A 15,109-nucleotide genomic window follows, 5' to 3' on the forward strand; every position below is an offset into this window, starting at 1 on the left:
CTGCCGCTTGACGGCCATTCGAGGCGTGTCGTCCTTCGCAGGCGACATGCCGAAGCTTCGAGATCGACGATGAACATCTTCAAGGACTTCGAAAATCGCATCAGGAAAGTGGTCGAAGGGATCGTCGTCGGGCGCCAGGAGGGGCCGGTCGATCTCGACAAGATCGTCGTCGAGCCGCCGCGCGATTCCGGTCACGGCGATCTCGCGACCAATGCGGCCCTGGTGCTCGCCAAGCCGCTCAAGACCAAGCCGCGGGAACTGGCGGCGATTATCGCCGGGGCGCTCACGATCGACCCGGACGTCGATGCCGTCGAGGTGGCCGGGCCCGGTTTCATCAATCTGCGCCTGAAGCCGGAGTTCTGGACGAACCATCTCGGCGCGATCCTGAAGGCCGGGCTCGACTATGGCCGGGGCGCGCCGACGGGGCGCAAGGTCAATGTCGAATATGTCTCGGCCAATCCGACCGGCCCGATGCATGTCGGCCATTGCCGCGGCGCGGTGGTGGGCGATACGCTCGCCGAAATCATGGACTTTGCCGGCGACGACGTCACCAAGGAATACTATGTCAATGACGCGGGTGTGCAGATCGACGTGCTCGCGCGCTCGGTCTATCTGCGCTATCGCGAGGCGCTCGGCCAGTCGATCGGCGAGATCCCGGCCGGCCTTTATCCGGGCGACTATCTGAAGCCGGTGGGCTCGGCCCTCGCCATCCGGCACGGCGACAAGCTCCTGTCGATGGACGAGGCGGAGTGGCTGCCGCCGGTGCGCGACTTCGCCATCGACGCCATGATGATGGCGATCCGCGACGATCTGAAGCTTCTCGGCATCAAGCACGACGTGTTCTTTTCCGAGCGCACGCTGCATGGGCATAATGGCGGACGCGTCGGCGCCGCGATCGAGGATTTGCGGGCCAAGGGCTTCATCTATACCGGGACCCTGCCGCCGCCGAAGGGACAGGTGCCGGACGATTGGGAGGACCGCGAGCAGACGCTGTTCCGTTCGACCGACGTCGGCGACGACATGGACCGGCCGTTGATCAAGTCGGACGGCGCCTATACCTACTTCGCCGGGGACGTGGCCTACTTCAAGGACAAGTTCGACCGTGGCTTCAACGAGATGGTCTATGTGCTCGGCGCCGACCACGGCGGCTATGTGAAGCGGCTGGAGGCGGTCGCGCGCGCCGTCTCCGGCGGCACGGCAAAGCTGGAGGTGCTGCTCTGCCAGCTGGTCAAGCTGTTCCGCAACGGCGAGCCGGTGCGCATGTCCAAGCGGGCCGGCGAGTTCGTGACCCTCGCCGAGGTCGTCGAGGAAGTCGGTCGCGATCCCGTGCGCTTCATGATGCTGTTCCGCAAGAGCGACGCGCCGCTCGACTTCGACTTCCAGAAGGTGACGGAGCAATCGAAGGACAACCCGGTCTTTTACGTTCAGTATGCCCACGCCCGGGCGAAATCCGTGTTGCGGCAGGCGGCGGGCGAGCGGATCGCCTTCGACGCCTCCGAAGAGATCGGCGAGCACATGCTCGCACGGCTGACGGACGAGGGCGAAACAGGGCTGATTCGCAAGCTGGCCGAGTTTCCGCGCCTGATCCTGAGTGCCGCTCAGAGCAAGGAGCCGCACCGGCTGCCGTTCTATCTCTACGACCTCGCATCGGCCTTCCACGCCCAATACAACCGCGGCAAAGATCTTCCGGAATTACGCTTCGTTAAGGTTGACGATCCAGAACTAACCCAGGCGAGATTGGCTCTGGTCTTGTGCGTGGCTTGCGTGATCGCCTCTGGTTTGCGTCTGGTTGGCGCCGATGCCCCGGAGGAAATGCGATAGTTGTTGCCCGGGATCATCCTTTCGACAATTTCATCTTTTAGCTCCGTTCTATCCTTGCATTTTTAACCATTGCTGGTGGGGCGGCGACGGGGGACACGATGACGGTGGAGACGAAAGGGTTGCCACGCGGGATCGATTTTGGCGGCGCGGATGATGATCCATTCGCGGAGCTCGCTCGAATCGTCGATCAGCCGCATTGGCAATGGCCGAAATCGGAGCGCGCGCAGCCTGAAGAGGCGCGCATCGCCGCCGTTTCGAGCCCGGCTGACAAGGCCCGGCCCACGCCCCAGCCGTTCTTCGACGACGGCGCGCTTGCCGCCTCGCATATCGCCGCGCTCCCCGACGAATCGACCGGCGATTTCGTGCCCCAGCAGGCGTGGCGGCCGGCGGCCGCCGATTCGCACCGGAAGCCTGACCCGTGGGCCGAGGATGTCGTCGAAGACGGATGGACCGAGAATGCGGTGGCGGATGAGTGGGATGATGGGGCACTAGACCCGGCCGCGTCAGAGCTGTCCGCCTCGGACGAGCCGCAGCCGTTCGCGGATGTGGCGGATCCCGTCCTGTCCACGCACGAGCAGGCAGAACCCGAAGCGGCGCTCGACGACCTCGATCAGGCGCTGGCCAACGCGCTGACCTGGGATATCGACGAATCGGCGTTCGCCGACGAGATCGCTCTCTCCGACGAACCGGAGATCTCCGCCCAAGCGAATGATCGTCATGGTGGTGCGGTGCCGACTGCCGAAGTCGCTGCGGTGTCAGCCCGCGAGGCCTCGGCCGCGCCGGCGGAAAGCTACAGCGCTTGGCTGCGGCCCCGCGAACAGGAGCCGCAGCGCTCCGTGGTGGCCGCAGCCGCGCCGGGCGTAGTCGCCGCTGCCCCGGCTGCGGTCGAACAGAAGCGGTCGTTGGAGGCCGATCTGGAGCTGGCGCTGGAGCGTCTCAGCGCACCGTTGCGTCCGCGTGACACGCACGTCGCCGAGGCGCCGTCCTTCGCTCCCGAGTCGGTGGCCAGCGAGGAGCCGAAGCCTGCCGCCGCGCCGCTGGATGACTTCGACGAGTTGATTGCCAGCGAACTGGCCATGCTGCGGGTCCCGCCGCAGCAGGTCGACATGGCTGACGAACACGATGGCGAGCGTCTTGCCGCCGTCGATTGGATCGCCGACGATGACGAGGTCGGGGGAACCGGTCGGGACGGCACGCACGAGCCGCTCGGTGCGGTCCAGGCGACGGACGACGGGTCTTGGCGCACACCGGCTGGCCGCTCAGCAGTCCGGCGGCGGTCGCCGCGCGGACGCTATATGCTGGCGGCGAGCGTGTTGGCGCTGGTCTTGGCGGGTGGCGCGGCGTGGAGCCTGATGGGGCCGTCTTCGCCGATCGGCGAGGAATCGCCGATCCTGATCAAGGCCGATCTCGATCCGGTGAAGATCAAGCCGGAAAACCCAGGCGGCAAGCCGATCCCCAATCAGAACAAGGCCGTCTACGATCGTGTCGACGGCGAAGGTGCGCCGGCGGCACCGGTGCAGCAGGCCTTGCTGACAAGCTCCGAAGAGCCCGTCGAGATCGTTCCGGAACCCGAGGAGGTCGATGACCTGCCGGGCGTCGGCATGATGGACGAGGACATGATTCCGATGAAGGGCGACGAGCGTCTGGCGGAAGACGACATGGACTCTGCCGATCAGTCTGCGCCGGTTCCCGTGCTCCAGCCCCGGCGCGTGCGCACTGTCACTGTTCGGCCCGATGGCACGCTCGGCCCTGCGGTCGAGGTTGGCGCTTCAGACAAGCCGGCCGAGGATGCGACTTCGCTGGTGGCGAGCCTCGCCCGTTCGCCTGAAGCGCAACAGGTCGGAATGATCAACACCTCTGCGCCGATGCTCGGCGGTGGCGGCACGGCGATGGCTGCTCTCGAGCCGGCGGCTGCAATAGGTGTACCGACCGACGTGACCGCGCAGGAAGCGACTGCCCAACCTCAGCCGGAGCTTCCGACTGCAGATGAGGCAGCGGCGGCGCAGATCCCGGTGGAGGCGATGGCGCCTGGTGCGGACGCGCCGATGGGAACCGCGACGAACATCGCGGATGCTCCAGCGGCAGCGGCGGACGATGCCTCCGAGTTGCTGGCTGAGGAAATGGCTGGCACGTCCAGCGAAACGCAGATCGCCGCTCTCGCGTCCGGCGGAATGGACGCCTCGGACGACGCCGCGTTGGAAACGACCGCACCGGCCGATCCGAGCCCGGCTCTGGCGTTCGTGCCCGTGCCGCGCACCCGCCCCGGCGATCAGCCGCTGGAGCGGGTTCAAATGGCCAGTGCCGAGCCCCGCCAGGCCACCGCAGTTTCGACGCCGCCGGCGGCTTCAACACCAGTGGCGGCCCAGAGCGTCCCGGCCGGATCGTATTTCGTGCAGATCGCGTCGCAGCCCTCCGAGGCCTTGGCTCAGGAAAGCTCGCGCAAGCTGGCGGGGCAGTATGCGGGCGTCATCGGCGGCCGGAACCTTTCGATCCAGTCGGCCGATATTCCGGGGCGCGGGACCTATTTCCGCGTTCGGATCGCCGCCGGATCGCAGAGCGAGGCCAATACTCTCTGCGGTCAGCTGAAATCGGCCGGAGCCAGCTGCTTCGTGGCGCGCTGAACCGATATCTCGTAAGCGATCGAGTCTTGGCATGATATCGCCCGAAAGGTCTGCGACCTCTCGGGCGATCCGCTGTGGATCCAACCGATGGCGATGAACGAGACGATGACGGAATCGAAAGCGTGGATCGCCGGCTGTGCCGGCCAGCGGCTGACGGCAGACGAGAAAGCTTTCTTCGCCGACGAGCGTCCGTGGGGCTTTATTCTGTTCGGTCGCAATGTGGCCGAAGCGTCGCAGCTCGGCGATCTGGTCGCCGAACTCAAAGCCATCGCATCACGGCCGAATCCACCGATCTTCGTCGATCAGGAGGGCGGGCGCGTCCAGCGGCTGCGTCCGCCTCTGGCGCCGCTTTATCCGCCGGGCGGCGTCCTCGGCCGACTGTATGCCGCCGATGCCGAGGCCGGCGAACGAGCTGCCTGGCTGCAGGGCAGGCTGATCGCGGCCGACCTTCAGCGATATGGCATCAATGCCGACTGTCTGCCGTGTCTCGATGTGCCCGCCGTGGGCTCGCATTCGGTCATCGGCGAGCGCGCCTATGCCGGGGATCCGGCCGTCGTCGCCCGGCTGGGCCGGCTTGCTGCCGAGGGCCTCATGGCGGGCGGCGTGCTGCCGGTGATGAAGCATTTGCCGGGGCACGGTCGGGGCAATGCCGACAGCCACCTGGAAATGCCGGTGGTCGAGGCGCCGCTCTGCGAACTGGAAAAGACCGATTTCGCGCCGTTTACCGCCTTGCGTGATCTGCCGTGCGCCATGACGGCGCATCTGCTCTTCACCGCGATCGATCCGGACAAGCCGGCCACGCTCTCGAAAAAAGTGATCGGAGACGTGATTCGCGGCCGCATCGGCTTCGACGGTCTGCTGATGACGGACGACATGTCGATGAAGGCGCTACGCGGGGAGCTTGGCGACCTGGCCGGGCAGGCGCTCGCGGCTGGGTGCGACATGGTGCTTCATTGCAACGGCGACATGGCGGAGATGCGGGCCGTGGCGCAATCCGTGGTGCCCCTGGCAGGGGAGGCCAAGCGCCGTGCCGAAGCGGCCGAGAGCGGGCTTGCCGCTGGCCCGGCCCCGATCGAAGAGGCGATCTTGCGAGACGAGTTCGCCGGCCTTCTGGCGGTTGCGGTGTAGACCCTGGGTTGAACGGTCGAGTGCGCCATTCAGATCGACGGGCCGGAAGTTTTACGTTGACGAACGGAAAGGCTTTAGCCCGCCGCCCGGACGCGCTATGAACCCCGTGGATTACGGGTGGCCCTGACCAAAAACGGGCAAAACCGCGTCGCAGGCCTTCAGCGTTTGCAAGCGCGGCCGCCGATGATTAGCTTTTCTGTACGCGGAGACCCGCGACTAAGGAGTTTCGAAATGGGTAGCCTCAGCATCTGGCACTGGCTTATCGTTCTCGCCGTCGTGCTGCTCCTGTTCGGGCGCGGCAAGATCCCCGATCTGATGGGCGATGTCGCCAAGGGCATCAAGAACTTCAAGAAGGGCATGGCCGACGACGACGACGATGCGGTCAAGGAGCGCCGGGCGCTCGATCACCGCGACGACGAAATCGTCACGCACGACGTCAAAGCCGAGAAGACGCACAGCTGACGCTCTCTAACGTCGGCTTGAGGAGGTTCGAGCGTCCCGGCGGGCCGGGATGCTGTCGCTTCTGGCCGGTGGGATAGTCCATGTTCGATATCGGTTGGTCCGAATTTCTTGTCGTGGCGGTGGTTCTTGTCGTGGTCGTCGGCCCCAAGGATCTGCCGCAGATGCTGCGTACCTTTGGTCGTGCGACCGGCCAGATGCGTCGGATGGCGGGCGACTTTCGTCGCCAGTTCGACGAAGCGTTGCGGGAGTCGGAGTTGGACGACGTGCGTTCGACCGTGCGCGATATCCGCAAGCTCGATCCGACCAGCGATATCCGCAAGGCGATGAACCCGATGCGGGCCGTGGGCGACGAGATCCGCTCGTCGCTTTCGGCGGCGGTCAAGGCGCCCGAGCCCAAGGTTCCGGCTGCCCAGGACACGGCGAAGCCGGTCGGCCCCGAAGATGCTGTTGCCGCGGAGACGCCCGCCGGCACGCCGTCGACGGCAGCCCCGGCCGAGCCGGTCAATTCCGGTGCCAACAGCGAGACGGAAAAACCGCAGAAGGCCGATCCGGCTCGGGTTGAGGACGCGAGCTAGATGCGCGACGAAACAGAAATCGAGGCTTCGTCGGCGCCGCTGATCGAGCATCTGATCGAGCTGCGGCGGCGGCTGGTTTGGAGCCTCGCCGGCTTCTTCATCGCCTTCCTCCTGTGCTTCTTCTTCGCCAAGCAGCTGTTCAATCTGCTCGTCGTGCCCTACCAGATCGCCGTCGGATGGGCGGGGCTCGCCGACGATCAGGTGCGGCTGATCTACACGGCACCGCAGGAATTCTTTTTCACCCAGGTGAAGATCGCGGCCTTCGGTGGCCTGTTTCTGGCGTTCCCGATCATCGCCATGCAGATCTACAAATTCGTGGCGCCGGGCCTCTATCGCGACGAACGTCAGGCGTTTCTGCCGTTCCTCGTCGCGACTCCGATCCTCTTCGTGATGGGCGGGGCGATGGTCTATTTTTTCTTCATGCCCATGGTGATGTGGTTCTTCCTGTCGATGCAGCAGATCGGCGTGGGAGATCAGCCGGCGATCGAGCTGTTGCCTCGCGTTTCGGAATATTTGTCGCTGGTGATGACGCTGATCTTCGCCTTCGGCCTGGTGTTCCAGTTGCCGGTGGTGACCTCGCTGCTGGCACGCGCCGGCATCGTCAGTGCCGAGGGCCTCAAGGGCAAGCGCAAATACGCCATCGTGCTGGCCTTCGTGGCGGCCGCCGTGCTGACGCCGCCCGATCCGATGTCGCAGATCGGCCTTGCGGTTCCCACCATCCTTCTCTACGAGATTTCCATTCTGACGGCGCGGCTGATCGAGCGCAAACGGGCCGAGCGGCAGCAAGAAAGCGAAGCGTCCGCCGAATAGGGGGCCTACTCCTTCGCTGCGAGCTATCCTCCGTCTGCCACGGTCGCTGTGCCGGAATGCGCGAACTGGTGGACAATGCTCGATATCAAGTGGATCCGCGAAAATCCTGAGAAACTGGATGAAGCGCTCGCGGCACGCGGCGCCAATCCGGCGGCCGGCGATCTTCTCAAGCTCGACGAGGCCCGGCGCGATCATCTGAAGCTGCTGCAGGACCTGCAGAGCCGGCGCAACGAGGCCTCCAAGGCGATCGGCAAGGCCAAGGGCTCGGGCGACGAGGCCCAGGCGGCCGAGCTGATTCGCCAGGTGGCGGACCTCAAGGCCGAGATCCAGGACGGCGAAGAGAAGGAGCGGCGCATCGATCTGGCGCTGGAGGATGCGCTGGCGCGCATTCCCAACGTGCCGCTCGCCGACGTGCCGACGGGTGCCGACGAACACGACAATGTCGAGGTGCGGCGGGTCGGCGACAAGCCGCAATTCTCCTTCGAGCCCAAGGAGCATTTCGATCTCGGCGAGGCGCTGGGCCTGATGGATTTCGAGCAGGCCTCGAAGATCGCCGGCGCCCGCTTCACCATCCTCAAGGGCGGGCTCGCCAAGCTGGAGCGGGCGCTCGGCCAGTTCATGATCGACCTGCACACCGGCGAGCACGGCTACCAGGAGGTGTCGCCGCCGCTTCTGGTGCGCGACGAGGCGCTCTTCGGCACCAGCAATCTGCCGAAGTTCGAGGAGGATCTGTTCCACACGACCGAGGGGCGCTGGCTGATCCCGACCGCCGAGGTGCCGCTGACGAACTTGGCGCGCGAGCAGATCTGGGACGAGGCGGCTCTGCCGATGCGCTTCACCGCGCTTACGCCCTGCTTTAGATCGGAGGCCGGCTCCGCCGGGCGCGATACGCGCGGCATGCTGCGCCAGCACCAGTTCTACAAGGTCGAGTTGGTGTCGATCACGATGCCGGAAACCTCGATCGCCGAGCACGAGCGCATGGCGGCGGCGGCGGAGGAGGTGTTGAAGCGGCTGGGCCTTCACTACCGTGTGGTGGTGCTGTGCACCGGCGACATGGGCTTTGGCTCTCAGAAGACCTACGACATCGAGGTCTGGCTGCCGGGGCAGGATAGCTATCGCGAGATCTCGAGCTGTTCGGTGTGCGGCGATTTCCAGGCGCGGCGGATGGGCGCGCGCTTCCGTGCGTCCGGAGACAAGGCGCCGCGCTTCGTGCACACGCTGAACGGCTCCGGCGTCGCGGTCGGCCGTGCGCTCATCGCCGTCATGGAGAACTATCAGAACGAGGACGGTTCGATCACGATTCCCGAGGTGCTGCGGCCCTATATGGGCGGCATGGACCGCATCGGCGCGGCGGGCTGAGATGCGCATTCTGCTGACCAACGACGACGGCATTCACGCCGAGGGCCTGTCGGTCCTCGAACGGATCGCCCGCCAGCTCTCCGACGACGTCTGGATCGTGGCGCCCGAGACCGATCAGAGCGGCCTGTCGCATTCGCTGACGCTGTCCTCGCCGCTGCGCCTGCGCCAGGTCGACGAGGGCAAGTTCGCCCTCAGCGGCACCCCGACCGACTGCGTGATCATGGGCGTCAAGAAAGTCATGCCGGGGCCGCCCGATCTCGTGCTGTCGGGCGTCAACGCCGGACAGAACATCTGTGACGACGTCACCTATTCGGGCACGGTCGCCGGCGCCATGGAAGGCATGATGCTGGGCTTCCGCTCGATCGCGCTCAGCCAAGCCTACGAATGGGGCGGCGAACGCAAGCTGAACTGGCAGACCGCCGAAACCCATGCGCCGGCGGTCATCGACAAGCTGCTTGGGCTGGAATTTCGACCGGGAACACTGTTCAACGTCAACTTTCCGGCGGTGCCCGCCGAAGCGGTCGCCGGCGTGGAAGTGACGCGCCAGGGCAAGCTCGAATACACGCTCGGCCTGGAAGAACGCCGGGACGGCCGCGGCTTTCCGTATTTCTGGTTGAAATTCGGCCGCCAGGCCGGGCCGGAGATGAGCAACTCCGATTTCGGCGCGTTGATGGCCAAGCGGATCTCGGTGACGCCGCTGAAGCTCGACCTCACCGAGCACGAGCTGCGTCAGGAGTTGCAGGCGCTGTTCGCGTGATGAACCCAGCCCCGGCCCGTGATCGCGAGGACTTGGCGGCCTTTCTGCTGCGACTGCGCTCGGGACAGATCGACGGGCGGCTGCTGGCGGCCGTCGAGGCCGTGCCCCGCCGCCGCTTCGTGACGGCCGACGTGAGCGATGCCTTCGTCGACGCCTGGCTGCCGATCGACTGCGGCCAGACGATGCCGGGCGCGCCATGGGCGGTGCAACTGGTCAAAGCATTGCGGGTGGAGGAGGCCAGCCGAATTCTCGAGATCGGCACCGGCAGCGGCTACGTCACGGCGCTGTTGGCCAAGCTCGGGTCGCGCGTGGTCTCGCTCGACCGGTACCGGACGCTGTTGCAGGCGGCCAGCGGCCGGCTGAAGGCGCTCGGCCTCGCCAACGCGCTTCTGGAGCTGGAGGACGGCCGCAACGGCTATCCGTCGACCGCGCCCTACGACCGGATCATCGTTCACGGCGCCTTTGCGGAAGTGCCGCGATATTTCGTCGAGCAATTGGCGCCCCATGGCCTGCTGCTCTGCGCGGTCGGCCAGGCTGGCCGGGAGCAGGTCCTGGTCCGGATGCAGAAGGTGGGAAGCCGTTTCGAACGCACCGACCTCGGCCCGGTGCGCTATCAGCCACTGGAGCCGGGCATCGCGGCCGTGCTTTAGGCGCTGCGGATTTCACCGTATCGCCCGGTGAAATCCGGCTTCGCGAAAGCCGGATCAGCCATAACAAGCTTCGCCGGCATGGGCGCTTCGCTCCACCAAGGCGCGATATAGCAAACGAAAAACTGCTGCACCGGCGGTGATTTAACCGGCCGGTAACACTAACGCGCTTCAATGTCGGCAAGCATGGTTGAGTGTGCACGGGGACGGCAATGTCTTTGAATGTGCTGAGAACTGCCCGGTTCCGCCTGATCCGGTCAGCAGCGATCCTTTCGGTAGCGGGCCTGGCGGCTGGCTGTAGCGCGGACGTCGTCCGGTTCGACGACGGCTTCTATACGGGTGCGGTTCCCCAGAGCACGCAGGTCGCCACGACGACCTACGGCAGCAGCGCGCCGACCAGCGCCGCCGCCGGCTATCCTGTGGCACAGACCTACAACGCGCCTGGCAGCAATCCCGGGGCGGGCGTGCAGAGCGGCAGCTATCAGAGTGCTCCGGTCGCCGCCGCCGGCACGCAGGGCTACGGCTCGTCATCGAGCGTGCAGCGCGTGGAACTCGCGCCGCCATCGACGTCATCCGGCAACGGGCTGACCCAGGGCACGCTGCCGCCGCCGCCGGAAAAATCGGCGACGTATCAGACGGCCTCCGCAGCTCCGGCCATGTCTGGTTCCGCCAGCGCGCCCACCTACTCATACGGGGCATCCGCGCCGTCCTACGGGGCGCAGGCTCCGGTATCGAACAATGCGCCGTCCAGCATGCCGGCGCCCGCCGGCATGTCCGGGCCGGCGGCAGTGGCCTCGCCGTCGACGGTCAGCCAAAGCAGCACGATCACGGTCGCTTCCGGAGATTCACTCGGCGGCATCGCTCGCCGTCATGGCGTCTCGGTCGCCGAACTGCGTCGCGTAAACGGGCTGTCCGGCGACACGATCCGGATCGGCCAGACGCTGACCTTGCCGCAGGGCGCCAGCACGCAGGTGGCCTCGCTGCAGTCGAACACGGCGCTGTCCGATACTGCGCCGGGGCGGGGAGAGCCGCCGAAGTCGCTCGGCACCATGAACGTCGACAGCGCCGGCTCCGTGCAGGCGGCAACGGCAACGGCGACGCCGGCTCCGGCGCCGCAGCAGCCGAAGGCCTACCAGCCGCCCAAGCCGGCGCAGGAAGCCGCTCCGGCTCCCAAGGAAGCGACGGCCGCGCCGCAGGAAGCCAAGCCGGCGCAGCCTCAGCCGACGTCCACGGTCGCAAAGCAGGCGGAAGAGGCCAAGGTGGCCGCGATCGCGCCGGAAAGCACCGGCATCGGCCAGTTCCGCTGGCCCGTCCAGGGGCGCGTCGTCAAAGGCTTTGGCGATCGTGTCGGCGCACGCCGCAACGACGGCCTGAATATTTCCGTGCCGCGCGGCACGCCGGTCAAGGCGGCCGAGAACGGTGTGGTGATCTATGCCGGCGAAGGCCTGAAGGAGTTCGGCAAGACGGTGCTGATCAAGCACGACGACGGCCTCGTCACCGTCTACGGCCATGCCGACGAACTCGAGGTGTCTCGCGGCGCGACGGTCAAGCGCGGCCAGGAGATCGCCAAGTCCGGCATGACCGGCGACACCGACGTGCCGATCCTGCACTTCGAGGTGCGCAAGGATTCGGCGCCGGTCGACCCGATGAAATACCTGTAGTTTCGAAACGTCGGCGGCCTCCCATCGGGGCGGCCGCAACAGGACCCCGGCAAAAAAGCGGCGGAGACGATCCGCCGCTTTTTTTGCGTCTTTGGATGGATGGGGCTTTCGGCCGCGCCGGCGTCGGCCGGGCGTAACGTCAGTGATGCTCGGGCAAACCGGGACGCCGGTAAATGAACCAGTAGACGCCGCCCACGAGCAGCGCGCCGCCCACCCAGTTGCCGGCGGTGACGGCAATCAGATTGTTGAGCACGCCCGACATCGGGATGCTGGGCTGGTGGCCATACGCCGTCCAGAAGCTGTCGGGCGCCCACCAGGAGATGAACAGGCCGAACGACAGATAGTACATGTTGGCGACGCAGTGCTCGAAGCCGGCCGCCACGAACGCCGCCACGGGAAAGATGATCGCCACGATGCGGTCGGTGACGGTGCGGCCGGCCAGCGTCAGCCAGACGGCCAGGCAGACCAGCACGTTGCACAGGATGCCGAGGGCGAAGGCCTGGCCGAACGGCAGTGCCGCCTTGGCTTCGGCATAGTGCAGCGCCGTGGCGCCGATCGCGCCGCCGCCGAAGCTATATTGACCGGAAAGGAAAACGAGCGCGGCGGTTCCGACGCCGCCGATGAAATTGCCGAACCACACGGTCGCCCAGACCTTGACCATCGCGCCGGTCTTCAGGCGCTTGCTCGCCCAGGCCATCACCATGAGCATGTCGCCGGTGAACAGCTGGGCACCGCCGATGAGGACGAGGATCAGACCGAGGGAGAAGGTGACGCCGGCGAGCAGCCGGATGACGCCGTAGGGCAGCAGGCCTTCGGCGCCGGCGACGACGGTGGTGGCGAACATGGTGCCGAGGCCGATGAAGGCGCCTGCCAGAATGGCCAGGGCCAGCAGGGTCAGGGTATCGCTGCTGGCCTTCTTGACGCCCAGTTCCTCGGCGGCGACGGCGATCGAGGCCGGAGCGAGCGATCCGCCGGCTTCGATCCCGCGGAACATGGCAGAGGGGACCGGGCTGTCCGTCCGGTCCTCGACGTTTTTCTGAACTGTCAAAAGCGAGGTCCTATTCGGCGGCGTTCAGGGCGGAGGATGCCTTTTGCGGCAGCGTATGCTCGGCCTGGATGGCCGTCAGGGCAATGGTGAAGACGATGTCGTCCACAAGCGCCCCGCGCGACAGGTCGTTGACCGGCTTGCGCAACCCCTGAAGCATCGGGCCGACGCTGACCACGTGGGCCGACCGCTGCACCGCCTTGTAGGTGGTGTTGCCGGTGTTGAGATCCGGGAAGATGAAGACGTTGGCGCGTCCGGCCACCGGGCTGTTGGGCGCCTTAGAACGGCCGACGCTCTCGACGCTCGCCGCGTCGTATTGCATCGGGCCGTCGATCACCAGATCCGGCCGCTTCTCTTGGGCCAGCGCCGTGGCGGCCCGCACTTTCTCGACGTCGTTGCCCGACCCCGAGCTGCCGGTGGAGTAGGAGATCATCGCGACGCGCGGGTCGATGCCGAAGGCGACGGCCGTCTCGGCCGACTGGATCGCGATCTCGGCGAGCTGCTCGGCCGTCGGGTTCGGATTGACGGCGCAGTCGCCGTAGACCAGCACCTGATCCGGCATCAGCATGAAGAACACGCTGGAAACGATGCTGACGCCCGGCTGGGTCTTGATCAGCTGAAGGGCAGGGCGGATCGTGTTGGCGGTGGTGTGGACGGCGCCGGAAACCAAGCCGTCGACCTCGCCTTCGGCCAGCATCACGGTGCCGAGGACGACGGTGTCCTCAAGCTGCTCGGCTGCCTGCGGAGGCGTCATGCCCTTGCTTTTGCGCAGCTCCACCAAAGGCGCGATGTAGTCGGCCTTGACGGCGTCGGGATCGACGATCTCCAGATCGGCAGGCAGATCGAGATGCTGGGCGCGGGCCAGGCTTTCGACCTCGGCGCGGTTGCCGAGCAGGACGCAGCGGGCGATGTTCTTCTGGTGGCAGATCACGGCCGCTTGCAGGGTGCGGGGCTCGTTGCCCTCGGGCAGCACGATGCGCCGGTTGGCGGCGCGCGCCAGCTGGATCAGGCGGTGGCGGAAGCTCGGCGGCGACATGCGAACCTCGGACGGCTCGCCGATGCGCTGACGCAAGACGGTCGTGTCCATATGGTCGGCGATGAAGTCGATCACCCGCTCCATATGCTCGCTATCGTCGCGACTGACGTGATAGCTGAGATGCGACAGGCGCGACGCGGTCACATAGGTGTCGTCGGGCGAGCTCAGGATCGGCAGGGCGTTCTTGCTGCCCGGGGCGGCGATCAGCTCGTTGACCGGGTCGGGTAGCATCGAGCCGCAGGTGAGCAGCATGCCGGCCAACGGGACGCCGCGCTGCGAGGCGAGAGCGGCCGCGAGGCCGATGTCGCTGCGCTCGCCGGGCGTGACGACGAGAACGCCCGGCCGCAGCCGGCGGATGATGTTCTCGACCGTTCGCGCGGCCACCACGATTTCCTGAACGCGGACCTGATCCAGGTTCTCGCCCTGCACGACGTTGAGGCCGAGCGAGGAGACAATGTCGGAGAGCCGCGGCGCGTTGAGCCGGGGGGCATAGGGCACCGCGCTGATGATCGGGCAGTCGGCGGTGTCGGACAGCTTGAGAGCAGCCTCCATCGCCGCGCCGTTGCCGGTGTCTGGCATCTTGTTGATGATGATGCCGGGGAAGGGGCGGTCGGCCTGCTGCAGGTACTGCTGGCTGCCGAGCATCACCGTATCGGCAAGGGCCTTGGGATCGTACTCCGCGCCCGACAGAACGGGGATGATGTCGGCCCCCAGGCTGCGGGCGATCTCGACGTTGAGACGCAGGGCTCCCTGCAGATTGGAGATGGGGATGAGCCCCTCGACGATGATCGCGTCGTGGTCGGCCTTCAGCGCCTCGATCATCGTCACGACCTCCTCCAGGAGCGCGTCGAGGTCGCCGCGACGGATGAACTCCTCCGCCCGCTCGAAGGGGATCGAGTCGGGCGACTGGATCATGCAGAGGGTCCGCGCGAAATAGCTCGACGTTTCCGTGCTGGTTCCGGACCGGGACCGGCCGCTGGCGTCGGGCTGCGAGATCGGCTTGACGAAGCCGACCTTGATGCCGTCGCGCTGAAGGGCACGGACAAGACCGAGCGCGATCGACGTCAGGCCGACATCCTGGGCGAGCGGGGCGAGAAAGAGGAGGCGTGTGGACATAGCCATGTTTCCCTGAATGCAAACGGTTCGGGCCATCGCCACCGCCGGCCGATCAAGCGACCGAAAGACCG

The 15,109-nt window shown here is 66.4% G+C and carries 12 protein-coding genes; 10 read left to right on the forward strand and 2 right to left on the reverse strand.

Annotation, left to right across the window (positions count from 1 at the left end; all coding sequences use genetic code 11):
• The first annotated feature begins 69 nt into the window (after nucleotides 1–69).
• The 10 genes from argS to SMD10_RS18140 all read left to right on the forward strand — a co-directional run bounded on the left by argS (nucleotide 70) and on the right by SMD10_RS18140 (nucleotide 11,841).
• Complete coding sequence (gene argS, locus SMD10_RS18095) at nucleotides 70–1,821, forward strand: arginine--tRNA ligase (protein ID WP_331687141.1); 1,752 nt, start codon at nucleotides 70–72, stop codon at nucleotides 1,819–1,821.
• 98 nt (nucleotides 1,822–1,919) lie between these two features.
• A complete protein-coding gene (locus tag SMD10_RS18100; RefSeq protein WP_331687142.1) occupies nucleotides 1,920–4,442 on the forward strand; it encodes an SPOR domain-containing protein in 2,523 nt (840 codons plus the stop codon).
• Between the two features lie 105 nt (nucleotides 4,443–4,547).
• Nucleotides 4,548–5,570, forward strand: coding sequence for a beta-N-acetylhexosaminidase (gene nagZ / locus SMD10_RS18105; protein WP_331687177.1), 1,023 nt, complete (start codon nucleotides 4,548–4,550; stop codon nucleotides 5,568–5,570).
• A gap of 231 nt (nucleotides 5,571–5,801) precedes the next feature.
• Nucleotides 5,802–6,032, forward strand: a complete 231-nt coding sequence (locus SMD10_RS18110; RefSeq protein WP_331687143.1) for a twin-arginine translocase TatA/TatE family subunit — start codon at nucleotides 5,802–5,804, stop codon at nucleotides 6,030–6,032.
• 80 nt (nucleotides 6,033–6,112) lie between these two features.
• Entirely contained in the window at nucleotides 6,113–6,607 is a 495-nt protein-coding gene (gene tatB, locus SMD10_RS25625; protein WP_432757268.1) for a Sec-independent protein translocase protein TatB, read from the forward strand.
• A complete protein-coding gene (gene tatC, locus SMD10_RS18120; protein WP_331687144.1) occupies nucleotides 6,608–7,417 on the forward strand; it encodes a twin-arginine translocase subunit TatC in 810 nt (269 codons plus the stop codon).
• A 75-nt stretch (nucleotides 7,418–7,492) separates the two neighbouring features.
• Nucleotides 7,493–8,776, forward strand: a complete 1,284-nt coding sequence (gene serS, locus SMD10_RS18125) for a serine--tRNA ligase (protein ID WP_331687145.1) — start codon at nucleotides 7,493–7,495, stop codon at nucleotides 8,774–8,776.
• Nucleotide 8,777: 1 nt separating this feature from the next.
• Nucleotides 8,778–9,533 carry a 5'/3'-nucleotidase SurE gene (gene surE, locus SMD10_RS18130; protein WP_331687146.1) on the forward strand — a complete coding sequence of 252 codons (756 nt, stop codon included), beginning with the start codon at nucleotides 8,778–8,780 and terminating at the stop codon, nucleotides 9,531–9,533.
• Nucleotides 9,533–10,183, forward strand: coding sequence for a protein-L-isoaspartate(D-aspartate) O-methyltransferase (locus tag SMD10_RS18135; RefSeq protein ID WP_331687178.1), 651 nt, complete (start codon nucleotides 9,533–9,535; stop codon nucleotides 10,181–10,183). Before surE ends, SMD10_RS18135 begins: the two co-directional genes overlap by 1 nt.
• A 209-nt stretch (nucleotides 10,184–10,392) precedes the next feature.
• Nucleotides 10,393–11,841 (forward strand): peptidoglycan DD-metalloendopeptidase family protein, encoded by a 1,449-nt coding sequence (locus tag SMD10_RS18140; protein WP_331687147.1) that lies wholly within the window; start codon nucleotides 10,393–10,395, stop codon nucleotides 11,839–11,841.
• A gap of 139 nt (nucleotides 11,842–11,980) precedes the next feature.
• On the opposite strand, the gene SMD10_RS18145 is transcribed toward SMD10_RS18140, so the two are convergent.
• Entirely contained in the window at nucleotides 11,981–12,889 is a 909-nt protein-coding gene (locus tag SMD10_RS18145; RefSeq protein WP_331687148.1) for a formate/nitrite transporter family protein, read from the reverse strand.
• A gap of 10 nt (nucleotides 12,890–12,899) precedes the next feature.
• Complete coding sequence (gene pta, locus SMD10_RS18150; protein ID WP_331687149.1) at nucleotides 12,900–15,038, reverse strand: phosphate acetyltransferase; 2,139 nt, start codon at nucleotides 15,036–15,038, stop codon at nucleotides 12,900–12,902.
• Nucleotides 15,039–15,109 lie beyond the last annotated feature (71 nt).

The organism is Consotaella aegiceratis (assembly GCF_036541425.1).
Lineage (GTDB): Bacteria > Pseudomonadota > Alphaproteobacteria > Rhizobiales > Rhizobiaceae > Consotaella > Consotaella aegiceratis.